The organism is Glycomyces sp. NRRL B-16210, from assembly GCF_000719515.1.
Classification (GTDB): domain Bacteria; phylum Actinomycetota; class Actinomycetes; order Mycobacteriales; family Micromonosporaceae; genus Glycomyces.
Map to the genome: position 1 here is coordinate 44,356 of NZ_JOGR01000004.1, position 25,260 is coordinate 69,615.

A 25,260-nucleotide genomic window follows, 5' to 3' on the forward strand; every position below is an offset into this window, starting at 1 on the left:
TCAGCCCCCGCTGCGCTGCTGGACGGTGAACCCGGCGCGGCGGTTGAGCTCGGCGGTCTCGCGGTCGAGCCAGTCGATCTCGGTGAGATTGGTCGACCGGTGGATCTGCATGAGGCCCTTGCGGAACGGTGATTCGAGCCGTTCGGGCGGGATCGGTGCGCCGTGCTCGTCGAAGAACAGCTGCGCCGGCTTGTCGAGGAACTCGCGCCTCCTGGCGAGCACGAGCGCCTGCTCGCGCGGGTTCTCCAGGTGGTGGAGGAACGCCAGGAGCACGTACCACTTGTTGTCGTCGGTGATGAAGCCCGGTTCGGGGTCCCTGAGCCACCGCCGCAACTGGTCGGTGCCGGTCTGGGTGATCTCGAGCATGTGCCGCGGGGCGGCGACCGAGCCGGGCGCGGTGCGCCGCGTGAGGCATTGGGCGTCTTCGAGTTTCCTGATCGTCGGGTAGAGGGTGCCGTCGGCGACGGGCCGGACGTGGCCGGCGAGGCTCGCGACCCGGTTCTTGAGGTCGTAGCCGTGCAGCGGGAAGTCCCGCAGGAATCCGAGTATGGCCATCTTCAACATGCGTCCATTATGGCAGCATATTCAAGATATATCGCCCCCGAGGTAAAGAACCTCCTTGTCAGTCAACAAATCCGGCCCCCTCAAAGCACGAGCACGGGCTCCGCCCGCGCACTCACCTAAAGAGAAAGCCCTGGTGAATGAACACGAGAAGTGTGTCCTCACCAGGGCTTTCGGTCCGAATCGGAGTCTCGGTCGAGCCGAACTCAGTCGTCGTTCTCGGCGTACCCGCGGACGACGTCGCGGATGGCGTCGGCGTGCAGGTAGATGTCGTCGAGCGAGCCGAGGAGGTGTCGGGTCTCGGTCTTCGTCGAGTCGAAGGTCCCAAGGTACTTCTTGGACTTGCCGTTGAAGTGCAGCCGTGCGATCGGCTTGCGGTTGTTGTCGTCGAGGAGGATCGCGAAGTAGCTCTTGGCGTCCCGCTGGACGATCCGGTGCGGTTTGATCTCACTGCACGCGATGGCCTTGACGATCTGGTAGCCGCCGATCTCCTCCAAGGTGGTCTCGACCTCGGACCTGCGGTCGGTGTCGGGTTCGGGCTCCGATTGTTCGACCGCGGACTCCACGGGATCCGATTCGGCGGGTGCGGGGAAACTCGAGCCCAATGCGGATTGGAGCCGGCTGTTGACCTGGTCGTTGAGGAACTGCGCCGCGGCCTTGGCGACCAATGGCGTGAACTGATCGCGCACGCGTTGGGTGAAGGAGCCCTCGTAGACGCGCATGGTGAGGAATTTGGTCCATTCGGGTTCGGGTTCTTTGAACAGCGCCGTGAGCGCGCGTTTGATCTGCCCGATGTACTTCAGCTCTTCGGCCGCGCTGATGATCGAGTCGAGGTCGAAGGACTCCTTGGTCAGTTTGCGCAATTCCGGCAGGAGCGTCTCGTCGAGATCGTCGAAGTCGAGCACCAGGAACGGCTTCGCGTCCATGCGGTTCGGGGCGTCGAGGTCGGTGAAGAACTGATAGGCGACGCCGTTGGTCAGGACGGCGATGCGGGCGTTGGTGACCGCGAAGTACCGGTAGAGCTGGGAAGCGTGCTCGACGGAGAGGGCGTCCTGCGGGCGCTTGCATTCGATGAGGATCTGGACCTCGCCGCCGTGCATGATCGCGTAGTCGATCTTCTCGCCCTTCTTCAGCCCCACGTCGGCGGTGAACTCGGGGACGACCTCGCGCGGGTCGAAGACGTCGTATCCGAGCACCGTGGAAATGAAGGGCATGATGAAGGCGTTCTTGGCGGCCTCTTCGGTCTGGATGAGATCGCGTTGATTTCGGACTTTTGTAATGAGGGCTGCGACCTGCTGATTGAAGTCCATGTCCCGCTCCTTTGCAAAGTCATGGTGAGGGGAGGGCGTGATCGAGACGCCTTGTGTGGCGAGCGTATCGACCGGAATGCGGGCAGGCAATACCGCGGGGGTCCTCCGAACAGGTGACAGCGCGATCGCGCCATTCTTCGAATGGGGTGAATGGATATGCAATGCGCCGTTCTGAAATGCTTTCGCGCGATTGCGGGATTTCAGATGAGGTTGAAGTACCAGAGGGCCAGGTAGGCGAGGCCTCCTAGGAAGGCTATGAGGATGAGCAGGACCAGCCAGCCCGCGGCGGCTTCGACGATGCTCGGGCGGCCGGTGTCCCCTGTGGCTGCGGCGACCGACTCCCAGGCGGTGTCGTCGAGGATGCGCATCGGGGCGATCGCCTTCGCCGGCGGGTACCACGCCCGCGACTGGGCCGCCGCCGCGGTGCGGTTCACCGGCTGGAGCCGCCCCCTGCGGTTGTAGGCGAACACGGCCACTTCGGACTCGTCCGCGAGCGCGGCGACCTCGGGCGCGACGGGCATCGAGGTGTACAGGCGCCTTCTGCGGTCGGGGGAGCCGGTCCCGACGATCATCGGCACGTCCGCGGCCGTGACCTCCAGTCCGGGCGCCTTGACGGCCGCGACGGTCCTGGACGACTCCACGGTCGCCTCCCACTGCGGGCTCGGCAGCGCCTGGCCCTCGACCTTGTCGAGGTGCTTGAGGTGCGCCTGGAGGAGGCTGAGGAGCGCGTAGGCCTGCGGGGGCACGTCCGAGGGCAAGTTCATGAACTGAAGTGTCACATACGGTCGCCTGTCGCGCCCGTCTCCATGGGTCAGAAGGGTTCGATCTCGGCGCCGAGGAGTTGGAGGCGTTCGGCGAGCTGCTCGTAGCCGCGGTGGATGACGTTGATGTGGCGCAGTTCCGAGGTGCCGGGGGCGCGGAGCATGGCGAGCAGGAGCACCACGGCCGGGCGCAGCGCGGGCGGGCAGACCACTTCGGCGCCGCTCCATTTGACCGGTCCCTCCACGCCGATGCGGTGGGGGTCGAGCAGGCGGACGCGGGCACCGAGCCGGTTGAGTTCGGTGAGGTAGATCGCGCGGTTCTCGTAGACCCAGTCGTGGATCATGGTCGTCCCCTCGGCGCAGGAGGCGATGAGGGCGAAGAACGGCAGGTTGTCGATGTTGAGGCCGGGGAAGGGCATCGGGTGGATCTTGTCGAGGGGCGCGCGCAGCGGCGAGGGGTGGACGGTGAGGTCCAGCAGGCGGGTGCGGCCGTTGGCGGCGAGGTATTCGTCGCTGCGGCAGTAGACCAGGCCCATCTCCTCGGTGAGGGCCAGTTCGATCTCGACGAACTCGATGGGGACGCGGCGGACGGTGATCTCGGATTCGGTGACGATGGCGGCCGAGACGAGGCTCCAGGCCTCGATGGGGTCCTCGGAGGGGGCGTAGTCGACGGGCACGTCGATGTCCTCGCGGCCGTGGACGGTGAGGGTGGTGGTGCCGACGCCGTCGATGCGGACGCCGAGGCGTTCGAGGAAGAAGCACAGGTCCTGGACCATGTAGTTGCAGGAGGCGTTGCGGATGACGGTGGGGGCGGGGTAGCGGGCGGCGGCCATGACGGCGTTCTCGGTGACGGTGTCGCCGCGTTCGGTCAGGACGATGGTGCCGGGCGGGTCGACCTGGTCTTTGACGGTGGCGCGGTAGGCGCTGCGGGAGGATTCGACGGAGAGTCCGAAGCGGCGCAGGGCGACCATGTGGGGTTCGACGGTGCGGTCGCCGAGTTCGCAGCCGCCGGCGAAGGGCAGTTCGAATTCGGCGTAGTCGTGCAGGAGCGGGCCGAGGAACATGATGATCGAGCGGGTGCGGCGGGCGGCGTCGGCGTCGATGCGGGTGAGGTCGAGGCGTTCGGGCGGGGTCAGGCGCAGGTCGCCGTCGTCGCCGATCCATTCGTAGTCGACGCCCATGGAGCCGAGGACGCGCAGGATCCGGTTGACCTCTTCGATGCGGGCGACGCGGCGCAGTGTGGTGGTGCCGCGGTTGAGCAGGCTCGCGCACAGGAGTGCGACGCCGGCGTTCTTGGAGGTCTTGACGTCGATCGACCCCGAGAGCACGGTGCCGCCGCGCACCCGCAGGTGCCTGGGTTCCGAGGCCGGGACGCCGGTCTCGCCGCCGTAATCGAACATGCGGTCAGCGTAACGGAGTTCATTGTCCTGTTGGGGCAATCGCGTTCAACGGTCCGCGCAGCTCAGCGGTCGGGCTCAGGGCAGGGTCTCGGCGATGGGGCCGATGCCTTCGGCGGCGTGGACCTGCTCGTCGAGCAGCGCCATGACGGCCGCGACGGCGGGCCGGCGGGCCCCGCCGCGGAGGGTGACGGCCTGGAAGTGGCGGAACGGGGTGAAGGGGCCGCTGACGGGCACGCGGACGAGGTCGAGGTGGTGGGGCAGGTCGACCAGGCGGGGGATGAGCGCTACGCCCATCCGGTGGGCGACCATGACGGCGATGACGAGCCATTCGCGGGCCTCGCCGGTGACGGTGGGCCGGAAGCCGGCGTTGGAGCAGGCGGTGAGGACGTGGCGGCGGTGCATCGATCCGGGGACGCCGAGGACCCACGGTTCGCGTTCGAGGTCGCGCAGGTCGACCTGTTCGGCGTCGGCGAAGCGGTGGCCGCCGGGCACGACGAGGTCGAACGGGTCGTTGAAGACCGTCTGGGCGTCGAAGCGGATGTCCTCGGGCGGCGGGTTGTCGGGGGTGGCCTCGACGAGGGCGAGGTCGGCGTCGCCGGCGAACAGCAGGTCGAAGCTCTCGGTGGCCTCGGCCTCGCGCAGGCGCAGTTCGAGCGCGGGGTGGCGTTCGCGGGCGGCCTCGACGAGGGGGGCGAGGAGGGTGGCGATGGCGGTGGGGAAGCCGCACAGGCGCAGCATGCCGGAGGGTTCGCCTTCGGTGGCCTGGATCTCGGCCTCGGCGAGGCGCCACATGGCCTCGATGGCGTCGATGTGGGCGATGAGGACCTGCGCGGCCGAGGAGAGCCGCACGCCGCGCCCGACCGGTTCGAGGAGGGGGACGCCGAGGTCCTTGGCGAGCAGACGGATCTGCTGGGAGGCCGCGGAGGTGGACATGTGCAGGGCTTTCGCGGCGCCGGAGACGGTGCCGTGGTGGGCGATCGCCCGCAGGACGTGCAGGCGTCTGAGGTCGATCAACCGTGTGTCCCCAATCGCTTTAGTGATTGCTTCACGATGAGTTTCGCAAACTAGCGTCACCGGGGTGTTGTAGCCCGCGCGAATGGGACCTTAACCTCGATCGTGAGCGTGAAGAAGTGCTCGAGTTTCGCCTGGAGCGAAATCGGCGGGCGCTCGTCCCTATGGTTCCCGATGCCCTCGTGAGGAGGACGCGTTATGCGATGCTGCCCGTACTGCGGTTGGCCCGACGATGATCCTGTGACGACCGTGTCCGCACACCGGAGCGCGTCGGGTGCGACGGTGTGGACCCGGTGCATCTGCGGCTCGCTCCAGACGCGGGTGCGCCGCGGGGCGGTCCTGGAGGTCTGCGCGCGGAGCAGACCGGCCGGCCATCCGGCCACCACCGTGTAACCCGCACTCCCCTCCTCCCTTTTCCGACCGCGCGCAGCGGCGCGCGGCCGTTTCCTGCCTGCCTTCTTGACCTTCCGAGGATTCACCATGCACGACTTCGACGTCCGCATCATGCTCCAGCTGTGCGGGGCGGTCCTGTACATCACCAACTACCTGCTCATCCAGACCCACCGCATCCACGCGACGAAGCCGGCGTCGCTGGGTCTGGTCATCTCGGCGTGCGCGATCCTGCTGTCGGCGGCGATCATCGGCCACGACTGGGGCCTGATCCTCCTGGAGGGCACCTGGCTGATCATGGTGTCGGTGACGATGGCCATCCGCCAGCGCGCCGCGTCCCGTCGCGCGGTCTTGGAGCGGGAGGCGCTGGTCTCGGCGGTCGCCTCGACCCGTACCGCGGCCCCTGCTCCGGTCGCCGCGGTGCGTGAGCCGGTCGTTCGTGAGCGTGAGTTGGCGGGTGCGGCGGCGTAGGCGTCGGTGGGTCGCGGGGGCGGCCGAGTGGGCCGGTTAGGCTCGGGGCGTGGCTATCCGAGTGCTCATCGCAGACGACCAGGAGATGGTGCGGGCCGGTTTCCGGGCGATCATCGACGCGCAGGCGGACATGGAGGTGGTGGCGGACGCTCCTGACGGGGTGGTGGCGGTGGCGCAGGCGCGTCGGTTGAAGCCGGACGTGTGTCTGTTCGACATTCGGATGCCGCGGTTGGACGGTTTGGAGGCGACGCGGACGCTGTTGGCGGGTGCGAACGGTGCTGGTCCGCGGATCGTGGTGGTGACGACGTTCGACACCGATGAGTACGTGTACGGGGCGTTGCGTTCGGGTGCGACGGGTTTTCTGTTGAAGGATTCGGGTCCTGCGTTGTTGGTGGAGGCGGTGCGGGCGGCGGCGAGTGGTGAGTCGCTGGTGTCGCCTTCGGTGACGGTGCGCCTGTTGGAGCGGTTGACCGATCCGGTGGCGGAGGCTCCGAGGGCGGTGAAGGTGTTGACCGAGCGGGAGTTGGATGTGGTCGAGCTCGTGGCGCGGGGGCGGACGAATGCGGAGATCGCTGAGGCGTTGTTCGTGTCGGTGTCGACGGTGAAGACGCATTTGGAGGCGGTTCGGGCGAAGTTGCCGGCGCGCAATCGGGTGGAGATCGCGGCGTGGGCGTGGGAGCACGGGGTGGTGGGCTGACCGGTGCGGACGATCGCGGTCGCGCAGTCGCGGACTGCGACTGAGGTGAGTCGGTCGCGGTTCGTGTGCACGTTGTACCGGGTTGGTTCTGATGGTGAGGCGAGGGAGCGGATCAATGCGCATCGTAAGGCGCATTGGGAGGCGACGCACAATTGCACGGCGTATGTGCTCGATGACGGGCAGTCGGGGCGTTCGAGTGACGATGGGGAGCCGGCGGGTACGGCGGGGGTGCCGATGCTGGAGGTGTTGCGGGGTCGGGGCTTGACGGATGTGCTGGCGGTCGTGACGCGTTATTTCGGCGGTGTCAAGCTGGGCGCTGGTGGTCTGGTGCGTGCGTACGGTGCTGCGGTGTCGGCGGCGGTGGATGCGGCGGGGACGGTGGAGTTGGCGTATTGGCCGCGGTTGCTTGTGCGGGTCGATTACGGTGCGGCGGGGAGTCTGGAGGGGTTGTTGCGGCTTCGTGAGGATGTGCGTCTGATCGGCGTGGATTTCGGTGCTGAGGTGGCGTTCGAGTTGGCGTGTACGGATGCGGAGATCCTGGTGGCGTGGTTGGCGTCGCAGACGGCGGGTGGGGCTGAGGTCGAACCGGCCGGGGTGTTGCGGGTGGAGTTGTAGAGTTCGTGCTGTTCCCCGATCGGAGAGAGGCACGGCGATGACCCAGCATATTGTGAGCGATAACAAGCGTTTTGCGAACCCGTTCATCCTTGAGCGGGCCGACCCGCAGATCCTCCGGCATACCGACGGGCGCTACTACTTCACCGCGACCGTGCCCGCCTACGACCGGATCGTCCTGCGCGGGGCGGACACGCTCGCCGGGTTGCGCGAGGCCGAGGAGACCACCGTGTGGGTCCGCCACGCCGAAGGCGCCATGGGCTCGCACATCTGGGCCCCGGAACTGCACTGGATCGACGGCGCCTGGTACCTCTACTTCGCCGCCGGCGAGGCCGCCTCGGCCACCGCCGACGTCTGGCGCATCCGCATGTACGTCTTGGAGAACCGCGGCCCCGACCCCCTCGAAGGCACTTGGACTGAGAAGGGGCAGATCCGCACGCCGGTCGACTCCTTCGCCCTCGACGCGACCACGTTCGCCCACCGCGGGCGCCGCTACCTGTGCTGGGCCCAGCACAACCCCGACCTGCCGGCGACCAACACCAGCCTCTACCTCGCCGCTCTCGCCGACCCCTGGACCATCGAGGGCGAGCCGGTCGAGATCGCCCGTCCCGAACACGACTGGGAGACCGTCGGCTTCGCCGTCAACGAAGGCCCCTACGCGCTCGTGCGCAACGGCAAGGTCTTCCTCACCTACTCCGCCTCGGCCACCGGCGCCGAGTACTGCGTCGGGCTCCTCAGCGCCGACGACGACGCCGACCTCCTCGACGCCGCCTCCTGGACCAAGCACCCCGAGCCGGTCTTCACCACCGACGCCGAGGCGGGCGTGTACGGGCCCGGGCACAACGCCTTCACCGTCGACGAGGACGGCAACGACCTCCTGGTCTTCCACGCCCGCTCCTACGAGCGGATCGAAGGCGATCCCCTGGACAACCCCGACCGGCACTGCCGCGTCCAGCCCTTCGGCTGGCACGAGGACGGCATCCCCGACCTCGGGCGGCCCCTGCCCGAACGGTAAGTCCCCGGTGGACCGGCGTCCGCGCTTGACCTCGGAGCGGCGGCGCTTGTCCTCCAGGCGCCGCCGCTTCGCGCCCTTGGACGGCTTGGTGGCCCGCCGCTTGGGCGGGGGCGCGGCGATCGCCCGCCGCAGCAGCTCGCCGAGCCGCTCGGCGGCCGCCTCCCGGTTGCGCAGTTGCGAACGGAACTCCGAGGCGGCCACGACCACCGTCCCCTCCACGACCCGCTCGCCCAGGCGCGCCAGGGCCCGGTCCACCAGCGCCTGCGGCAGCACTTTCGTGCCTGCGAGGTCGAAGACCAGTTCCACGCGCGAGTCGGTGGTGTTGACGCCTTGGCCGCCGGGCCCGGAGGAGCGCGAGAACCGCCAGTGCAGTTCGGCGTCGGGGACGGTGTAGTCGGCGGTGATCGTGACTGGCATGGCGGGCTCTTCTCGCAGGCGGTGTCAGGTGTCGAGGGCCGATCGCGCCCAGCGGACGAGCATCGCGAAGATCGGTCGGCGCCGCTGGAGGACGGCGATGTCGGCGGCTTCGCCGTCGGCGTCGTAGTTCGCGCTGGCGATGGGTCGGCCTTGGGCGAGGCCGGTGAGCATCGCGGGGGCGAGCCAACAGTACTTGGCGGCGCCGGTGGCGGCGATGGCTCGTCGGGTGGTGTCGGTGTCGCGGTGGCCGGCTTCGGCGAGGCCTTCGAGGTAGGCGTCGGTGAGGAGGGTCTCGGTCTCGGCGAGGCGGTCGACGTTGTGGAGGCCGTCGAAGAAGGTGTCGGCGATGAGGTTGGCGAGGTCCTCGCCGAGGGCGCCGCGGCCGGTGAAGGACCAGTCGATGAGGACCGGCTCGCCGTCGCGTTCGGTGAGGTTGTGGGGCCAGACGTCGAGGTGGCAGAGGGTCTGGGGGAGGGCTTCGGCGAGGTCGAACAGGTCGGTGCGCCGTTCCCAGATCATGCGCAGGCCCGCTCTGAGGTCTTCGTCCCAGTGGGCGGCGGCGGTGGGCTGGTCCCATGGGGTGCCCGAGAAGTCGCGGCGTCCGGCGTATCGGCGCAGGAACCGGTGGGAGTGCCAGGGCTGTTCGGCCGTGGCGGTGTGGCGGGCCTGGGCGTTGCCGAGGCGGCGGGCGAAGCCGGCGAGGTCGGGGGTGGTCCAGTGGCCGCCGGTGGTGCCGTGGAGGTGTTCGAGCCACAGTTCGAGGCTGCCGTCGGGTCGGGGTCCGGCGGCGAGGAGTGCGGGGGCGCCGATGCCGGCGTCGCGGCCGTAGTCGGCGGCGAAGCCGGTGGTGTAGGCGAGGTATTCGCGCCTCCAGTGGTTCCAGTGGCGCGGCTCGTCGGAGGCGGCCCAGTGGGCCGATCCGCCGCCTGCGGGGGTGAGGTGTTTGAGGATCGCTTCGCCGCCGGGCCCGGTGAGGCTCCAGATGCCGCCGGTGGCCTGGTTGCCGGTGTTGTGGCGCAACTCCTCGACTGTGCGCAGCGGGCTCCCGATGGGGGAGTGGCGCGGGTCGGTGAGCATCGGCCGATTGTGCCATCCGGGCCCGGCGCGGGCGAGCCGTTAAGCGGCGAGCGGCGACGCGCACCGCCCGGCTGTGTCTCAGCGCTGGTCGGAGAAGTCCTGCACGGCCATGACCACCGTGCCGGTCTCGTCGGAGGCGTCGAGGTCGACGGTGAAGCGGATCGACCAGTCCTTGTCGCCGGCCGGGTCGTCGACGGTCTGGCGCACCGTCCAGGTGCGGCCCTCCTTGGCGATGTCGAGGAACGCCGCGCCGCGGGCCGGCCCGGCGGTCCCGATGTCGTCGTGGACGGCGAAATAGGCCTCCAACGCGGCGTCCCAACGGGAGGCCGTCCAGCCGGTGTCCAGCGCCGCGAGGGCCTCGACGCGGTCGGCCGCGGCGAGCTCGACGTGCCGGAACGCGGCGTTGCGCACCGCGATCGTGAACGCCCGCTCGTTGTCGGTGAAGGCCCGCGCCGGGCGGCCGGTGTCGATGTCCTCCTCCTCGCCGGGGTTGGTCAACTGCTCCCACTCGTTGATGAGCGAGGAGTCGGTCTGGCGGATCGTCTCGCCCAGCCACGCGGTGAGGTCGTCGAGCTCCTCGCCGCCGGTGTCCTCCGGCAGCGTCTGGATCAGCGCCTTGTACGCGCTCGAGAGGTACCGCAGCAGCAGGCCCTCGGCCCTAGGGAGGCTGTAGAGGCCGATGTACTCCCCGAAGGTCATGCGCCCCTCCCAGATCTCGCGGAGGATCGACTTGGGCTCCAGGCCGTAGTCGGCGGCCCACGGGTGACTGGTCCTGTAGGCCTCGAAGGCCTCCTCCAGCAGCTCGGCCAGCGGCTTGGGATAGTCCACTTCGGTGTCGTCGAGCTGGTTCATCCGGTCGTAGTAGTCCAGGCCCTCGGCCTTCATCGCCTCGATGGCCGCGCCCTTGGCCTTCGAGCGCTGCGCCGCGAGGATCTGCCCCGGCCCCTCCAGGGTCGACTCCACGATCGAGACCACGTCCATCGGGTACGTCTCCGAGTCCGGATCCAGCAACTCCAACGCCGCCAGCGCGAACGGGGCGAGGGGCTGGTTGAGGGCGAAGTGGTCGGGCATGTCGACGGTGAGGCGGACGGTGTCGCCTTCGAAGACGATGATGCCGGCATCGCGGAGGGTGCGGGCGATGGTGAGGGCGGTGCGGGCCATCTTCAGTTGCGTGGCGCGGTCGGCGTGCGAGTCTTCGATGAGGGTGCGGACGTGGTCGAAGGTGTTGCCGGGCCGGGCGAGGAGGTTGATGAGCATCGCGTGGGTCATGCGCATGCGCGAGTGCAGGGCCTCAGGTGCGGCTTCGGACAGGCCGGTGAAGGTCTCCTCGGACCAGCCGACGAAGCCTTCGGGGGGTTTCTTCTTGGCCATCTTCTTGCGTTTTTTCGGGTCGAGCCCGAATTTGGCCATGGCCTTCTCGTTCTCGATGACGTGTTCGGGGGCTTGGCAGACGACGAAGCCCTCGACGTCGAATCCGGCTCTGCCGGCGCGGCCGGCGATCTGGTGGAATTCGCGGGCGCGCAGGCGGCGGGTGCGGCGGCCGTCGTATTTGGTCAGGCCGGTGAAGACGACGGTGCGGATGGGGACGTTGATGCCGACGCCGAGGGTGTCGGTGCCGCAGATGATCTTGAGCAGGCCCTGCTGGGCGAGGCGTTCGACCAGGCGGCGGTATTTGGGGAGCATGCCGGCGTGGTGGACGCCGATGCCCGAGCGGACGAGCCGGGCGAGGGTCTGGCCGAACTTGGTGGTGAAGCGAAAGCCCCCCAGGGCGGCGCTGATGGCGGTCTTCGCGTCTTTGTTGACCAGGTTGAGGCTCGCGAGGGCCTGCGCGGTCTCCAGGGCGGCGGCCTGGGTGAAGTGGACGATGTACGCCGGTGCCCGGTCGGCTTTGACGAGGGTTTCGACCGTCTCGTGCAGCGGGGTCTTGCGGTATTCGTAGTGGAGGGGCACGGGGCGGGTGGCCGAGGCGATGAGGGCGGTTTCGCGGCCGGTGCGGCGGGTGAGGTCGGCTTCGAAGAAGGCGGTGTCGCCGAGGGTGGCGGACATGAGGGTGAACTGGGCGCGGTGGAGTTCAAGGAGGGGCACCTGCCAGGCCCAGCCGCGGTCGGGTTCGGTGTAGAAGTGGAACTCGTCGGCGACGACGGAGTCGCAGTCGAGGTCGGCGCCTTCGCGGAGGGCGAGGTTGGCGAGGATCTCTGCGGTGCAGCAGATGAGGGGGGCGTCGGGGTTGACGGCGGCGTCGCCGGTGAGCATGCCGACGTTCTCGTGGCCGAACTGGGCGCACAGTTCGAAGAACTTCTCGGAGACGAGGGCTTTGATGGGGGCGGTGTAGAAGGAGGTGCGCTGGTTGGCGAGGGCATTGAAGTGCGCGGCGGCGGCGATGAGCGACTTGCCCGACCCGGTGGGGGTGGCGACGATGGTGTTCTGTCCGGTGCAGATGGCCAGGAGCGCCTCCTCCTGGTGGTCGTACAGGACGATGCCGGAGTCCTCGGCCCATTGGGCGAAGGCGGTGTAGACGTCGTCCGGTTCGGGTGCTTCGGTGTCGGGCAGGTAGTCGATGAGGCTCACGAGGTTCAATGGTGCCCGCTCGGTGGGGCGGTCGGCCAGCGGGGGCCCGGATCGCCGGAATGGTCCGCTAGTGGTCGTAGGTGACCTGGACGGGGGCGTGGTCGGACCAGCGGGTGTCGTGGGTGGCGGCGCGGTCGACCCAGGCCTTGACGGCTTTGGCGGCGAGTGCGGGGGTGGCGACGTGGAGGTCGATCCGCCAGCCGGCGTCGTTGTCGAAGGCGCGGCCGCGGTAGGACCACCAGGAGTAGGGGCCCTCGACGCCGGGGTGGAGGGCGCGGACGACGTCGACGAAGCCGCGGTTGTCGTACAGGTCGGTGAGCCAGGCGCGTTCGCCCGGGAGGAACCCGGCGGTCTTCTTGTTGGCCTTCCAGTTCTTGAGGTCGGCTTCGGCGTGGGCGATGTTCCAGTCGCCGCACACGACCAGTTCGCGTCCGGTCGCGGCCGAGCGGGCCGCGGCGGCCTCGAGGTAGTCGGCGAAGGCGGCCATGAACCGCTCCTTCTCGACCTGGCGGGGCGTGTCGGTCTCCCCTGAGGGCAGGTAGAGGCTGGCGACGGTGAGGCCGGGGAGGTCGACTTCGGCGTAGCGGCCGGCGGTGTCGAATTCGGCGGCGCCGTCGATGACGCGCTCGTCGATGGGGGCGCTGAAGCCGATGCGGACGGCTTCTGGCGGGGTGCGGGTGAGGACGGCGACGCCGGCGCGGCCCTTGGCGGCGAGGGAGGGGGCGACGGTCCAATGCCAGTCGCCGGCCTCGCGGGCCTCGGCGGGGATCTGGTCTTCGGCGGCGCGGACCTCTTGGAGGAGCACCACGTCGGCGGTGGTGTTGGCGAGCCAGGGGACCAGGCCCTTCTTGGCGGCGGCCCGGATCCCGTTGACGTTGACGGTGGCGATGGTGCGCATCGGCCCACCCTAACGCGGCATGGGGACGGTGGGGCGCAGCGGCGCGGGAGCGACCGTGGCCGAAAGGCCCGACCCCATACACTACGGGGCATGACATCGGTGGCGGACGAGCGAGCGGCCTGGGGCCGTACATGGGTGCGCTGGGCGGCGGCCGCGCTGGCCGGGGCGCTGGCGCTGCTGGCGCTGCCGCCCTCGAGCGCGGCCGCGGCCGAGCGGGAGGCCGCCGGGATCATCATCGTGGGCGTGCCGGGCCTGGCGTGGTCCGACATCGACCCGGAGTCGACGCCGAACCTGTGGGAACTGGCCGGCTCGGGCGCTTCAGCGGCGATGAGCGTGCGCACCATCGGGTCGTGGACGTGCCCGGAGGCGGCATGGGTGAGCCTGGGCGCGGGCGAGCGCGCCGGCGGCGCGGCCCCCCGCGACGCCCAGTGCATGGCGCAGTCCCAGATCCCCGAGCCCGACGCCGGCGAAGGGCCGGGCTGGACGGTGGCGGCGTGGGACTCGCTCATCGAGGCGAACTCGGCGTACAACTACGGCGCCCGGCTGGGTTCGCTCGCCGACGCGATCGCCGTCTCCGCGGCCGAGCAGGCCGAACTCGCCGAGGCGGCCGAGGCAGCCGGCGAACCGGTCCCCGAGGTCGAACCGGGCTCGTGCGTGGCCGGGATCGGCGCCGGCGCGAGCCTGGCGGCGGCCGACACCGAAGGGCACATCGCGTTCTGGGCCCCGGGCCTGGAATCGCTCGGCGCGGCCATGGCCGCGTGCGACATCGTCGTGGTCGACCCCGGCGTGATCGTCGGCGACAGCGACAACCGCGCCCCCGACACCACCACCGACTACGACCAGCTCGGCTCCGACGACACCGAGGTCGGCGACGAAGGCGAATCGGCCGACGACCACCCCGGCGAGATCACCCCCGACGCCGACCCGGTGCGCCTGGCCGCGGCCAAAGCCGCCGACGCGGCCGTGGGCGACATCGCCGAAGACCTGCCGGCCGACTGGCGGCTCCTGGTCGCCGGCATCGCCGACGCCAGCGCCCCCTCCTCGCTCCACCCGGTGCTCTACTCCGGCGCCGGCGTCGAGGCGGGCGACCTGACCTCGTCGACGACCGGCCGCGACGGGTACGTGCAGTTGGTGGACCTGACCGCGACGGCACTGGCGGTGGTCGGGGCCGACCGGCCCGCCACCGTCGCCGGCGCCCCCGTGTCCGTCCTCCCCGACCCCGAGCACACCAGCGCGAGCGCGGTCGCCTCCGGCGTCGACGAGACGGCCGCGGCCACGGCCGTCGCCACGGTCGACTGGTGGTTCTACGCGATCCTCTCGGCCCTGGGCTGCATCGCGGTGGGGGCGGGCGTGTGGCTGGTGTGCGGGGCCGACCGGCACCGGACCCTCGCGCGGACGGTGTGCATCGCCGTCGCGGCCGTGCCCGTGGCGGGGGTCGCGGCCGGTATCCCGCCGTGGTGGCGGGCCGAGAACGCGCCGCTGGCGTTCTGGGCGGTCATCGCCGCCGGCGTCGCGGTCCTGACCGTCGCCGCGAGCCTGCCGTTCACCCGCACCAGGGTGCGCCCGGCGCTGGTCGTTGCCGGTGCGGCCGCGGCGCTCATCGTCGTCGACCAGGTCTCGGGGGCCACCTGGCCTCTGCACACCCCGATGGGCTACACCGCTCAGGTGGGGGCGCGGTTCACCGGGCTGGGCAACTACGCCTTCAGCGTCTTCGCCGCCGCCGTGATCCTCCTGATCGCCTACCTGCCGTGGCGAGGGAGGGCCCGGTGGTGGGGTCCGGTGCTGCTGGGGGTGTGCGCGGTGGTGATCGTCGGCGCGCCCACGCTCGGGCGGGATATGGGCGGGACGCTCACACTCGTGGCCGCGGTGATCCTCACGTGCCTGAAACTGTGGGGGCGGCGATTGTCGATCGGGGCTCTGGCGCTGGCCGGCGGACTCGCCGTCGCCGCGTTCGCCGTCGGCGGCATCCTCGACTACCTGCGTCCGGTCGAGGACCAGACGCACCTGGGCCGCTTCGTCGGCTCGGTCCTGGACGGCACCGCCACCCAGATCGTCATCCGCAAGGCCGACGCCTCCCTGTCCACCATCGGCAAACCGCTGACGTGGATCTGCCTGGCGGCGCTGATCGGCGCGATCTACATCTGGCGGCGCCGGGCCCCGATCCGCTCCGACCGCACCGCCGCGGCCGTCATCGGCCTGACGGCCGTCGCCGTCGTCGGCGCGCTCGTCAACGACTCAGGCATCGCCATCCCCGGTTTCACCACCGCCGTCGGCTTCGGCCTGCTGGCGGTCACCGTCGGACCCCGGCCCGAGCCGGCGCCCGACCGCGCCCCGGCCTCGGCCGCCGCCGCGACCTGAACGGCACGGGCCCGGTCTCGCGGGCCCGGGCGCGGGTGCGGGTATCGTGAGGCCCATGCGCGTGGCCACGTGGAACATCAACTCGCTCAAAGCCCGCCTCGAGAGGCTCCTGGCCTGGCTCGAGACGGCCGCACCCGACGTGGTCTGCCTCCAAGAGCTCAAATGCGCCACCGCCGACGTCCCCACCGAAGCGCTCGCCGAAGCCGGATACGCGACCGCCGCCTGGGGCACCGGGCGGTGGAACGGCGTCGCGATCCTCTCGCGCGTGGGATTGGAGGACGTGCGCACCGGCATCGCCGGCCAGCCCGCGTTCGCCGAAGCGATCGAACCGAGGGCGATCAGCGCCACCTGCGGGCCCGTGCGCGTCCAGTCGCTGTACCTGCCCAACGGCCGCGATGTGGACGACCCGCATTTTCCTTATAAGCTCGCGTTCCTCGAAGCGCTCGCGGCCGACGTCGCCGCCGACGCCGCCGGCGACCTCCCGTTCGCGGCCCTGGGCGACTACAACATCTGCCCGACCGACGCCGACATCTGGGACGTCGACGAATGGCCCGGCACCACGCACGTGACCGCACCCGAACGGGCCGCCCTGGCCGCGGTCGAAGCGGCCGGCCTGGCCGACGTGTACCCGCGCGCGCTCAAATACGACCGGCCGTTCACGTTCTGGGACTACCGCAACCTCGACTTCCCCAAGAACCGGGGCATGCGCATCGACCTGGCGCTGGCCAATCCCGCCTTCGCGAAGGCGGCCACCGACGCCTATGTCGACCGCAACGAACGCAAAGGCAAAGGCGCCTCCGACCACGCCCCGCTCGTGATCGACCTCGACCTGTAAACCCACCGGCGACGGCGCCCCTCAGCGCCGCCCGCGACGACCGCCTGGAAGGCCGGACCTCCACCCGTGCGCAACAAGATCCTCACCGCCGCCGTACTGGCCCTGCTCATCGCGCTCCTGCCGGCGCCCGCGGCCGCCGAACCCGACGAGGAGACCCTCGAGGCCGACCTCGCCGAGGCCATCACCGCGGTCAACGACGCCCAAGAGCAGGTCGACGCCGCCGACGCCAGAGCGGCCGAACTCGCCGAGCAGATCGAGGCCACCGAAGCCCTGTTCGACGAACTGTCGACCGACCTCAACGAGTACGCCCTCTACCTCTACACCGAAGGCGACCTCCAGACGACGAACGCGATCCTGTCCTCGCGCAACAGCCGCGACCTGGTCGACGCGCTCACCTACACCGGGTTCCTCGCCGAGGAGCGCGCCGCGCTCCTGGCCGACGCCGGGGCCCTGCTGGCCCAGCTCGAAGCCGAGCAGGCCGCCCACGCCGACCAGGTCGAAGACGCCGCCGAAGCGCTCAAAGCCGCCGAGAAAGCCCAAGAGGACCTCGAAGAGGAACTGGAGGAACTGCGCGCCGAACTCGCCGCCGGGCCCGGCTCGGACGGCGGCGCCCCCGCGGCCGGAGGCTACAACGGCTCCGGCGGCGAAGGCTGCACCGAGTCCGACCCCACCACCTCCGGGTGCCTGACCCCGCGGACCCTCCACGTCTACAACGAGACCAAGGCCGCCGGGTTCAGCCACTACGTCTCCTGCTACCGCTCCGGCGGCGGCGGCGAGCACCCGCTGGGCCGCGCCTGCGACTGGGCCGCCAACCCCTCGGGATTCCAAGACGCCGACGCCTCCGGATCGGATAAGGACTACGGCGACCGCCTCGCCGCCTGGTACGTCAACAACGCCAGCGCCCTGGGCGTCGAATACGTCATCTGGTACCGCCAGTTCTGGTCGCCCGGTTCGGGTTGGCGCTCCTACTCGGGGGCCAACGGCACGCCCGCGGCCGACCACACCAACCATGTCCACGTCTCCGTCCGCTAAAGGGAGCCTCGCCGTGACCGACGTCCGCAGCCAGTACCTCGCCGCCGCCCAGACGGGCCTGGACCTCCTCGCCCGCCCGGAGGTGGCCGACCAGTGGGGCGGGCCTTCGGCGCTGGAGGACTTCAGCGTCGGCGGACTGGCCGCGCACCTGGCCAACCAGATCCTCTCGGCGGTCCAGGCCATCGACACCGACTACACCGGGCGGCCCCGCCGCAGCCTGTACGAGCACTTCTTCGGCGCGCCCTGGCTCGCGGCGGGACCTGAGGCGGCGGCGAACGTGGCGATCCGCGGCGGCGGCGAGCGACTGGCCGAGACCGGCCCCGCCGGCGTCCACGCCGCCGCCGCAGCGGCGCTGGCGACCTTGCGTGAGCGGCTGCCGGGCGTGGCCGCCGATGCGCCGGGCGGCAACGCGTCGTGGGCGTATGCGACGACCTTCGACGAGTTCCTCGTCACGCGCATCATGGAGCTGGTCGTCCACGCCGACGACCTGGCCTGCTCGGTCGCGGTGGACACGCCCGAGTTCGACCAGGACGCCTTCGACACCGCCGCGGCCGTGCTGACTCGCTTGGCGGCCCACCGCCACGGCCAGGCGAACGTGGTGCGGGCCCTGGCTAGGGCCGAGCGGGCCCCGGCCTCGATCAGCGGCCTGTAGCCGGTCTCGTCACCGCACCGGCTGGGGTAGGGTCGCCGCCATGGTCTCCCCGCCGACCCCCAGCGTCCGCCGCGCGTGGATCGCCCTCGCCTGGCTCGCCGCGACCCTCGCCGGGCTCCTCGCCGCGGTCTGGGCCGTCGCCTGGGCCCTGGAGGGCGGGCCGGTCCCGAGCACGGCCACGGTCGCCGAGGCGACCCACATGGCCTTCCCCGAGGGCACCGAGGTCGTCGAGGCCGACCTGGCGCAGATGCAGTCGCCGACGCCGGGCTCGCGCGCCGAGGTCACCGTCGACATCCCCTCGGAGGCGTTCGGCGACTTCCTCGACGCCAACGCCATGGAGGCGCCCCTGCTGGCCGGGACGACCCCGGCCGGATGGGCCTCGGGGATCATCCCGGCCGGATGCGGGCACGAGTCGTGCTGGGCGGCGACCATCATCGTCAAGGACGAGGCGGTCACCGTGACCCTCCACGTCACCCTCATCTGAGGCGGCTCAGGCGAACAGGGCCGGCTCGCCGCGCTCGAGCGACAGCAGCCGCTCCTTGCGCCACAGGCCCCCGGCGTAGCCGGTGAGCTTCCCGTTCGCCCCGATCACCCGGTGGCAGGGGACGACGATCGCGATCGGGTTGCGCCCGTTGGCGAGCCCGACCGCGCGCACTGCTTTGCGGTCGCCGATCCGCTCGGCCACGTCCATGTAGGACCAGGTCTGGCCGTAGGGGATCCGGACCAGCTCGGACCACACGCGGCGTTGGAAGGGCGTGCCGGTCGCGGCCAGGGGCAGGTCGAACTCCTTGAGGTCCCCGGCGAAATACGCGGTCAACTGTTCCTCGGCGGCCTCCAGGACCGGGGTCGCCTCGTGGGGTCCCCAGTCGGGGGGGATCTCCTCGACGCCCATGTGCACCAGCGTCACGCCCGCCTCGACCGCTACGACCGCCATCAGTCCCAGCGGCGACTCGAACGTCACATGCCTCGCCTCGGCCGCCTGCGGCCGCACTCGCACCTTCATCGCTTCTCCTAGTTCGTCGGCAGCTTGTTCGTCGGATGCTCACTGGAGGCCCACAGGTACTGCACCGCGTAGGAGCGCCACGGCCGCCACGGGAGCGAGCGGGCCTCCAGCGCCCGCCCCGCGCCCAGTCCCAGGCGCTCGGCGCCCTTGACCACCCCGAGGTCCTTGACCGGGAACGCGTCGGGGTCGCCCAGGGCCCGCATCGCGATCATCTCTACCGTCCACGGGCCGACGCCCGGCACCTGCGCCAGGGCCCGGCGCGACCGGGCCCAGTCCGCGCCTGGACCGACCTCCACCGTGCCGTCGGCGAGGGCCTTGGCCAGGGCGAGCACGGTCCGTTTGCGGGCGTTGGGCATCGGCAGGTGGTCGGGGTCGGCCTCGGCGAGCGCCGCAGGGGCGGGGAACAGGCGCGTCAGGGCCCCTTCGGGGTCCTCGACGGCCTCGCCGTAGCGTTCGGCCAGCCGCGCGGCGACCGTGGCGGCCGAGGCGGTCGCGATCTGCTGGCCGATGACGGCCCGGATCGCGTACTCGGGGCCGTCGGCCTTGCGCGGCACGCGCCGCCCCGGGGTCTTGGCGACCAGCGGCGCCAGCACCGGGTCGGCCGCGAGGGCCTCCATCGGCGCGTGCGGGTCGGCGTCCAGGTCCAAAGCCCGCCGGCAGCGGGCGACCGCGGCGGTCACGTCCCGCAGGTCGGCGACGCGCAGCCGGCATTCGACGAAGCCCGGGCCCGGGCGCAGCGCGGCGATCCCGGGACCGTGCGGCAGGCGCAGCGTGCGCCGGTAGGCGCCCTCGCGCCATTCCTCGACGCCGGGGGCCGCGGCGGCGGCGAGGTGCCCGAACAGGTTCGAGGGCTCGAACGGCTCCCGGTAGGCCAGGCGCAACGCGATCGCCCCGGCCGCGGCCTGTGCGGTGCGGCGGCTTTTTCGGCGCAGTTCGGTGGGGGAGCAGGCGTAGACCTCGGCGACGGTGCGGTTGAACGCCCTGATCGAGGTGAAACCGGCCGCGAAGGCCACCTGGCCCATCGGCAGGTCGGTGCTCTCGATGAGCGTGCGCGCGCATTGGGCGCGCTGGGCGCGGGCCAGCGCGGCCGGTCCGGCGCCGACTTCGCCGATGAGGAGCCGTTCGAGCTGCCGCAGCGAGTAGCCCAGGCGCTTGGCGAGGCCCGCGGCGCCTTCGCGGTCGACCACGCCTTCGCCGATGAGGCGCATCGCCCGGGCGCACGTGTCGGTGCGCCAGTCCCACGCCGGCGAGCCGGGGGAGGCGTCGGGCCGGCAGCGTTTGCACGCCCGGTACCCGGCCTCTTGGGCGGCCGCGGCCGAGGGATAGAACCGCTGGTGCTCGCGTTTGGGTTTGACCGCCGGGCACGAGGGGCGGCAGTAGATGCGCGTGGAGGTCACGGCCAGGAACACCCAACCGTCGAAGCGGGCGTCGCGCCCGGCGACGGCCGCCTGCAACTGGGTCTCGTTGAACGTCAGCGCTCCAAGGGTCATGCCCCAAGGGTGCCCGCCGGGTGCGACAACGGCTAGCCGGAATGCGACATCACGCTTCGGGCAGCTGGAGGCGGTCGACCGCCTCCCGGGAGCGGCGGGCCGGGCGCCGGTCGTAGCGGGCGGTCGTGGCCGGTGAGGCGTGCCCGACCAGGGACTGCGTGATCGCCAGGTCCACGCCGGCGTCGAGCAGCTCGCCGATGAAGGTGCGGCGGAAGTCGTGCGGGGTGTGGCGGCGCTGCCCGGCCTCGACCAGGCGCTTGGTGAGCAGGTCGGCGATCGCCTGCCCGGTCATGGCGGGGAGGCGGTTGCCGGTGCGGCGCAGCCGCCCGGCCTTGTTGATCGGGCAGAACAGGGCCCCGGGGGTGTTGCCGCGCACGGCCATCCACCGCTCCAGGCGCGCCTGGGCCGCTTCGGTGACGTAGACGGCCCGTTCCTTGTTGCCCTTGCCGACGATGCGGATCGAGCGTTCGGCCCCGTCGTAGTCGACCAGGCGCATCGAGGCGATCTCCGATCTCCGGCAGCCGGTGGAGTAGAGCGTGGCGAGCACCGCCGCGTCGCGGGCGCCGGCCGGCCCGGGGTCGGCGTCGCACGCGTACAGGGCCGCGCCGAGCGCCTCGGCGTCGACCTGCTGCCCGACCGGCAGCCGCTGGGCCTTGACCGGCGGCAGGTCGCAGGCCCGCTGGTAGTCCTCGGCGGCCATGAGGTCGAGCCGCCACGCCTCCTTGAGGACCCGCCGCAGGGCCGCGAGGTGCTTGTTGACGTAGGCGCCCGACCAGCCCGAGTCGATCATCACCGCCCGCAGCCTGGAGGTGTGCTCGTAGCGCAGCAGATGCCACGGCTGGCCCGCGCCGGCGGCCTCAGGGTCGCCCGACAGCAGCTGCGCGATGCGGTCGAGGCACCCGCGCATGGTCCGCCGCGACTCGGCCGACCCGAGCGAGTCGAGATAGGCGACGTACGGGTCGGCGCCGGGCCGCGGGACGGGCGTGTACTCGTGCCATGCGCGGCCGGCGATCTCAGCGGACATGCCTGCCACGATAGTCCAAGCCGCGCAACCGGACGGCCGGCGCGGCCACGGACCCGAATACGGCCATGGCATGACAGCACTGGAGACCGATCCATGGCAAGATCAGCGACCATGGCGTTCCACACCACCACCATCGACGTCCACACCGGACGCCGCGAGACCGTCCACAACCTCACCGGCGACTGCGAGGCCTTCCTGGAGGCCGCCGGCGCCAGAGAAGGCCTGCTCAACGTGTTCGTCCCGCACGCGACCGCTGGCATCGCCGTCATCGAGACCGGCGCCGGCTCCGACGAGGACCTCCTCGACGCCCTCGGCGACCTGCTGCCGCGCACCGACCGGTGGCGCCACCAGCACGGCTCGACCGGACACGGCAGGGACCACGTCCTGCCCGCACTGGTCGCCCCCCACGCCACGCTCCCGGTCGTTGCCGGCCGCATCGCCCTGGGCACCTGGCAGTCGATCCTGCTGGTCGACACCAACCGCGACAACCCCGACCGGACCGTCCGCCTCACCTTCCTCGGCTGAACGCCGCCACCGAACCCGCAGGCCGCCAGGCCCGCACACCGCGCCAGCGGGCAGCGTATCCTCGGTGAACGTGGACACGACCGCTCACGGCGCCTACACGATCGGCGAATGCGCCCGCCGATCCGGCTTCAGCATGGACACCCTGCGCTACTACGAACGCATCGGCCTCATCGACGACGTCGCCCGCACCCCCACCGGCCAGCGGCGCTTCACCGACGAGCACCTCGAATGGCTCGGCACCCTCAAATGCCTGCGCGACACCGGCATGCCCGTCGAGCAGATGTGCCGCTTCGCCGACCTCGCCCGATCCGGCGACGGCACCATCGACGAGCGCATCGCACTCCTCGAAGACCACCGCGTCGCCGTCGACGCCCGCATGGCCGACCTGGTCGCCAAAAGGGACTACCTGCTCGGCAAGATCGACTACTACCGGTCGGTGCGCTAAAACCGCTCGACACCGCCGAGCCGCCGCGGCGATACTCGGCCCGTGCACCACAGCGACCAGGCCCGGGCGATCGCCGACCGCCTCGCGGCCGACCTCGCCGCCGGAACCGAGGGGATCGCCCTGGTCGGATCGGTCGCCAACGGCACCGACCACCCCCACTCCGACATCGACCTCATCCTCGCCACCGACCGCGATCCGGGCGTGGAGACCCGGCAGGTCGACGGCCGCCTGGTGACCCTCACCCGCGCCGGCCTCCACCAGCTGCGATCGGCCTTCACCAGCCCCCGAGAAGCCGGCGCCGCCGTCCCCGCCTGGCGCGCCGCGCGCCTCCTGCACGACCCCCACGGCACCCTCGCCGCACTCCAGGCCGAAGCGCGCGCCTGGCGATGGGCGAGCCTCGCCGCCGCAGCCGACCGCTGGGCCGCAAGCGAACTGGTCGGCCTCGCCGAAGAAGCCCACAAAATCAGCGGCATGCTCGCCCTCGACCGGCCCCGCGCGGCCGCGGCCAACCGCCTCATCCTCACCCTCGGCCTCACCGTCCCCCTCGCCGCCGCGCACCGGCTCCTCTACGACTCCGAGAACGACCTGTGGGACGCCCTCGCCGCCGCCGAAGGCCCCACCTGGGCCCAGGCCTGGGACACCGCCGCCGGCGTGCACCACGCCGGCCACGAAGCGGGCTGCCGCGCCGCCCTGCGCCTGTACCGACTCGCCGCCGACCGCCTCGCACCCCACCTCGACGACGCCGACCTCGCCATCGTCACCGCCGCCGGCGACCTCACCGAAAGGACCTGATGCGCCGCCACATCCTCACCGGCGCCCCCGGATCGGGCAAGACCACCGTCGCGAACCTCCTCGCCGCGGCCGGACGCACCGTCGTCGCCGAAGCCGCCACCGACCGCATCGCCGCCGCCCAAGCCGCCGGCACCCCGCAGCCGTGGAACGACCCCGGCTTCTGCGAGACCGTCGCCAAGGCCCAACGCGACCGCCAGGCCGCCGCCGACGCCCTCCCCGGCCCCGACCAGTACTTCGACCGCTCCCCGGTCTGCACCCTCGCGCTGGCCCGCTTCCTCGGACAGGCCCCCGGCCCGATCCTGACCGCCGAACTCGACCGCATCCGCACCGAAGGCCCCTACCAGCGCCGCGTGTACTGCTTCGACCTGCTCGGCTTCATCACCCCGACACCCGCCCGCCGCATCGACCTCGACGCGGCCAAAAGCTTCGAACAGCTCCACCTCGAGGCCTACACCGAACTGGGCTTCACGATCGAACGCCTCCCCGCCGCCGCCCCGGCCGAACGCGCCGCCCTCCTCACCGACCTCACGGAGCCGTAGTGGACGACCTCACCGCCGACCTCGCCCGCCGCCTCGTCGCCGAGCAGTTCCCCGCCTGGGCCCACCTGGAGGTCACCGGCGTCGAACGCCAAGGCTGGGACAACCGGACCTTCCGCCTCGGCACCGACCTGACCGTGCGCCTGCCCAGCGCCGCGGCCTACACCCCCGCGGTCGACAAAGAACACCGCCACCTGCCCGCACTCGCGGCCCACCTGCCGATCCCCGTCCCCGAACCGGTCGCCCTCGGCGCCCCCACCGGCGACTTCCCCCACCCTTGGTCGATCCGGCGCTGGCTCGAAGGCGAGACGATCGACGTCGCCACGGGCCTGGACCGCGACCGGCTCGCCAACGACCTCGGGCGACTCCTGACGATCCTGCGATCGGCCCCCGCCGCGGACGGACCGGCCGCCGGACAGCACTCGTTCTACCGCGGCTGCCACCCCTCGGCCTACGCCGACCAGGTCCAGGCGGCCCTGCGCGAACTGGAGGCGCGGGTCGACACCGCCGCGTGCGAGGCGGTCTGGGCCGCGGCCCTCACCTCGGTCTGGGAACAGTCACCGGTGTGGTTCCACGGCGACATCGCCGCAGGCAACCTCCTGGCCGCGAACGGGCGGCTGTCGGCGCTCATCGACTTCGGCACCTGCGGCGTCGGCGACCCCGCCTGCGACCTGGTCATCGCCTGGACCTACTTCGACGGCGACGAACGCCGGATCTTCCGCGAAGCGGCCGGCCTGGACGAGGGCGCCTGGCGCCGCGCCCGCGGCTGGGCCCTGTGGAAGGCCCTGATCCTCATCGCCCGCGTCCCCGGCGCCGACACCGACGGCGCCCAGACCCGCATCCTCACCGAGATCCTCACCGACCCGCTCACCGACTGACTACGCGACCGGGCCCTGCCCGACCAGACCGCGCGCGTAGTCGACGGTCGAGCGCCGATACCGCGGCAGATGCGGGGCCAACGCCAGCAGCGCCACCGACAGGCCCTCCCGCTCGCGACCGAGCTTCGCGAGCGTGAGCGCCTCGCACATCGCCAGCGCGTCGTCGTAGTCGTCCGAGCCGCGCTCGCGCTCCTCGGCCAAGACCTCAAGCGCCTCCTCGGGCCGGCCGGTCTCGCGCAGCGAGGAGGCCATCTGGATCGACACCCGCCGGCGGCGCACCCCGCCGAGCCCGGCCGCGACCGCCCGCTCGTAGTAGCCGACGGCCGCCTCGGTGTACCCGGTCGAGTCGTGCGCGCCGCCGACCTCGAACAGCGCCACCGGGTCGTCCTCGGCGCATTCGGCCGCCAGTTCCCGCATCGCCGCGACGAACGCGTCGCGGTCCATGTCGTCGAGCCGCTCCCACAGGGCCGCGGCCCGTTGTTCCCACTCTCGCGTTGCCATG

Annotated in this window: 26 protein-coding genes and 1 pseudogene; 14 read left to right on the plus strand and 13 right to left on the minus strand. The window is 71.3% G+C overall.

Features of this window, described 5'->3' with window-relative positions; genetic code table 11:
* The 5 genes from IF12_RS0106560 to IF12_RS0106580 all read right to left on the minus strand — a co-directional run bounded on the left by IF12_RS0106560 (window position 1) and on the right by IF12_RS0106580 (window position 5,046).
* A complete protein-coding gene (locus IF12_RS0106560) occupies window positions 1-564 on the minus strand; it encodes a PadR family transcriptional regulator (protein ID WP_030155954.1) in 564 nt (187 codons plus the stop codon).
* Window positions 565-767: 203 nt separating this feature from the next.
* Window positions 768-1,871 (minus strand): type I restriction endonuclease, encoded by a 1,104-nt coding sequence (locus IF12_RS0106565; protein WP_030155957.1) that lies wholly within the window; start codon window positions 1,869-1,871, stop codon window positions 768-770.
* 200 nt (window positions 1,872-2,071) lie between these two features.
* Window positions 2,072-2,635: a hypothetical protein gene (locus IF12_RS0106570; protein WP_133884290.1), complete on the minus strand. Its 564-nt coding sequence runs from the start codon at window positions 2,633-2,635 to the stop codon at window positions 2,072-2,074.
* A 47-nt stretch (window positions 2,636-2,682) separates the two neighbouring features.
* Window positions 2,683-4,032 carry a UDP-N-acetylglucosamine 1-carboxyvinyltransferase gene (locus IF12_RS0106575; RefSeq protein WP_081913308.1) on the minus strand — a complete coding sequence of 450 codons (1,350 nt, stop codon included), beginning with the start codon at window positions 4,030-4,032 and terminating at the stop codon, window positions 2,683-2,685.
* A gap of 75 nt (window positions 4,033-4,107) precedes the next feature.
* A complete protein-coding gene (locus IF12_RS0106580) occupies window positions 4,108-5,046 on the minus strand; it encodes a LysR family transcriptional regulator (RefSeq protein WP_051704054.1) in 939 nt (312 codons plus the stop codon).
* 477 nt (window positions 5,047-5,523) lie between these two features.
* Here IF12_RS0106580 and IF12_RS0106585 point away from each other — a divergent pair, with 477 nt between their 5' ends.
* The 4 genes from IF12_RS0106585 (at window position 5,524) to IF12_RS0106600 (ending at window position 8,228) form a co-directional block, all read left to right on the plus strand.
* Window positions 5,524-5,904 carry a hypothetical protein gene (locus IF12_RS0106585; RefSeq protein ID WP_030155965.1) on the plus strand — a complete coding sequence of 127 codons (381 nt, stop codon included), beginning with the start codon at window positions 5,524-5,526 and terminating at the stop codon, window positions 5,902-5,904.
* A gap of 49 nt (window positions 5,905-5,953) precedes the next feature.
* Window positions 5,954-6,601 carry a response regulator transcription factor gene (locus tag IF12_RS0106590; protein WP_030155967.1) on the plus strand — a complete coding sequence of 216 codons (648 nt, stop codon included), beginning with the start codon at window positions 5,954-5,956 and terminating at the stop codon, window positions 6,599-6,601.
* Between the two features lie 63 nt (window positions 6,602-6,664).
* Window positions 6,665-7,216, plus strand: a complete 552-nt coding sequence (locus IF12_RS0106595; RefSeq protein WP_231492405.1) for a YigZ family protein — start codon at window positions 6,665-6,667, stop codon at window positions 7,214-7,216.
* A 52-nt stretch (window positions 7,217-7,268) separates the two neighbouring features.
* Window positions 7,269-8,228 carry a family 43 glycosylhydrolase gene (locus tag IF12_RS0106600; protein WP_197034633.1) on the plus strand — a complete coding sequence of 320 codons (960 nt, stop codon included), beginning with the start codon at window positions 7,269-7,271 and terminating at the stop codon, window positions 8,226-8,228.
* A 12-nt stretch (window positions 8,229-8,240) separates the two neighbouring features.
* On the opposite strand, the pseudogene arfB reads toward IF12_RS0106600, so the two are convergent.
* The 4 genes and pseudogenes from arfB to IF12_RS0106620 all read right to left on the minus strand — a co-directional run.
* Window positions 8,241-8,645, minus strand: a pseudogene (arfB, locus tag IF12_RS24775) (alternative ribosome rescue aminoacyl-tRNA hydrolase ArfB); the annotation flags it as partial.
* A gap of 24 nt (window positions 8,646-8,669) precedes the next feature.
* On the minus strand, window positions 8,670-9,722 hold the full coding sequence (locus tag IF12_RS0106610; RefSeq protein ID WP_030155977.1) for a hypothetical protein: 1,053 nt from the start codon (window positions 9,720-9,722) through the stop codon (window positions 8,670-8,672).
* A gap of 78 nt (window positions 9,723-9,800) precedes the next feature.
* Window positions 9,801-12,299, minus strand: a complete 2,499-nt coding sequence (locus tag IF12_RS0106615) for a DEAD/DEAH box helicase (protein WP_035748580.1) — start codon at window positions 12,297-12,299, stop codon at window positions 9,801-9,803.
* A gap of 58 nt (window positions 12,300-12,357) precedes the next feature.
* Window positions 12,358-13,188 carry an exodeoxyribonuclease III gene (locus tag IF12_RS0106620; protein WP_030155987.1) on the minus strand — a complete coding sequence of 277 codons (831 nt, stop codon included), beginning with the start codon at window positions 13,186-13,188 and terminating at the stop codon, window positions 12,358-12,360.
* A 90-nt stretch (window positions 13,189-13,278) separates the two neighbouring features.
* Here IF12_RS0106620 and IF12_RS0106625 point away from each other — a divergent pair, with 90 nt between their 5' ends.
* From IF12_RS0106625 to IF12_RS0106645, 5 genes are all read left to right on the plus strand, one after another.
* Complete coding sequence (locus IF12_RS0106625) at window positions 13,279-15,546, plus strand: hypothetical protein (protein WP_133884291.1); 2,268 nt, start codon at window positions 13,279-13,281, stop codon at window positions 15,544-15,546.
* Between the two features lie 55 nt (window positions 15,547-15,601).
* Entirely contained in the window at window positions 15,602-16,381 is a 780-nt protein-coding gene (locus IF12_RS0106630) for an exodeoxyribonuclease III (RefSeq protein WP_030155991.1), read from the plus strand.
* A 66-nt stretch (window positions 16,382-16,447) separates the two neighbouring features.
* Window positions 16,448-17,413: a hypothetical protein gene (locus IF12_RS0106635; protein WP_030155993.1), complete on the plus strand. Its 966-nt coding sequence runs from the start codon at window positions 16,448-16,450 to the stop codon at window positions 17,411-17,413.
* 13 nt (window positions 17,414-17,426) lie between these two features.
* The gene (locus tag IF12_RS0106640; protein ID WP_030155995.1) at window positions 17,427-18,065 is read left to right on the plus strand and encodes a maleylpyruvate isomerase N-terminal domain-containing protein; all 639 of its coding nucleotides are present in this window, start codon (window positions 17,427-17,429) and stop codon (window positions 18,063-18,065) included.
* Between the two features lie 40 nt (window positions 18,066-18,105).
* Window positions 18,106-18,549: a hypothetical protein gene (locus tag IF12_RS0106645; RefSeq protein WP_030155997.1), complete on the plus strand. Its 444-nt coding sequence runs from the start codon at window positions 18,106-18,108 to the stop codon at window positions 18,547-18,549.
* Between the two features lie 6 nt (window positions 18,550-18,555).
* Here IF12_RS0106645 and IF12_RS0106650 read toward each other — a convergent pair whose 3' ends face one another.
* The 3 genes from IF12_RS0106650 to IF12_RS0106660 are packed head-to-tail and all read right to left on the minus strand — an operon-like array spanning window position 18,556 to window position 21,582.
* Window positions 18,556-19,068 (minus strand): methylated-DNA--[protein]-cysteine S-methyltransferase, encoded by a 513-nt coding sequence (locus IF12_RS0106650; protein ID WP_051704055.1) that lies wholly within the window; start codon window positions 19,066-19,068, stop codon window positions 18,556-18,558.
* A gap of 8 nt (window positions 19,069-19,076) precedes the next feature.
* A complete protein-coding gene (locus tag IF12_RS0106655) occupies window positions 19,077-20,558 on the minus strand; it encodes an AlkA N-terminal domain-containing protein (RefSeq protein WP_051704056.1) in 1,482 nt (493 codons plus the stop codon).
* Between the two features lie 49 nt (window positions 20,559-20,607).
* The gene (locus tag IF12_RS0106660; RefSeq protein ID WP_051704057.1) at window positions 20,608-21,582 is read right to left on the minus strand and encodes a tyrosine-type recombinase/integrase; all 975 of its coding nucleotides are present in this window, start codon (window positions 21,580-21,582) and stop codon (window positions 20,608-20,610) included.
* A 111-nt stretch (window positions 21,583-21,693) separates the two neighbouring features.
* Between IF12_RS0106660 and IF12_RS0106665 the strand changes: the two genes are divergently transcribed.
* The 5 genes from IF12_RS0106665 to IF12_RS0106685 all read left to right on the plus strand — a co-directional run bounded on the left by IF12_RS0106665 (window position 21,694) and on the right by IF12_RS0106685 (window position 24,758).
* Window positions 21,694-22,107, plus strand: a complete 414-nt coding sequence (locus IF12_RS0106665) for a secondary thiamine-phosphate synthase enzyme YjbQ (protein ID WP_030156006.1) — start codon at window positions 21,694-21,696, stop codon at window positions 22,105-22,107.
* Between the two features lie 64 nt (window positions 22,108-22,171).
* Window positions 22,172-22,552: a MerR family transcriptional regulator gene (locus tag IF12_RS0106670; protein ID WP_369807675.1), complete on the plus strand. Its 381-nt coding sequence runs from the start codon at window positions 22,172-22,174 to the stop codon at window positions 22,550-22,552.
* 42 nt (window positions 22,553-22,594) lie between these two features.
* On the plus strand, window positions 22,595-23,344 hold the full coding sequence (locus IF12_RS0106675; protein ID WP_030156011.1) for a nucleotidyltransferase domain-containing protein: 750 nt from the start codon (window positions 22,595-22,597) through the stop codon (window positions 23,342-23,344).
* Window positions 23,344-23,883, plus strand: a complete 540-nt coding sequence (locus IF12_RS0106680) for an AAA family ATPase (RefSeq protein ID WP_035748581.1) — start codon at window positions 23,344-23,346, stop codon at window positions 23,881-23,883. Before IF12_RS0106675 ends, IF12_RS0106680 begins: the two co-directional genes overlap by 1 nt.
* Window positions 23,883-24,758 (plus strand): aminoglycoside phosphotransferase family protein, encoded by an 876-nt coding sequence (locus IF12_RS0106685; RefSeq protein ID WP_030156022.1) that lies wholly within the window; start codon window positions 23,883-23,885, stop codon window positions 24,756-24,758. Before IF12_RS0106680 ends, IF12_RS0106685 begins: the two co-directional genes overlap by 1 nt.
* Here the strand turns inward: IF12_RS0106685 and IF12_RS0106690 are convergent, their stop codons facing one another.
* Complete coding sequence (locus IF12_RS0106690; protein WP_030156025.1) at window positions 24,759-25,259, minus strand: tetratricopeptide repeat protein; 501 nt, start codon at window positions 25,257-25,259, stop codon at window positions 24,759-24,761. It abuts the gene before it with no gap.
* Window position 25,260 lies beyond the last annotated feature (1 nt).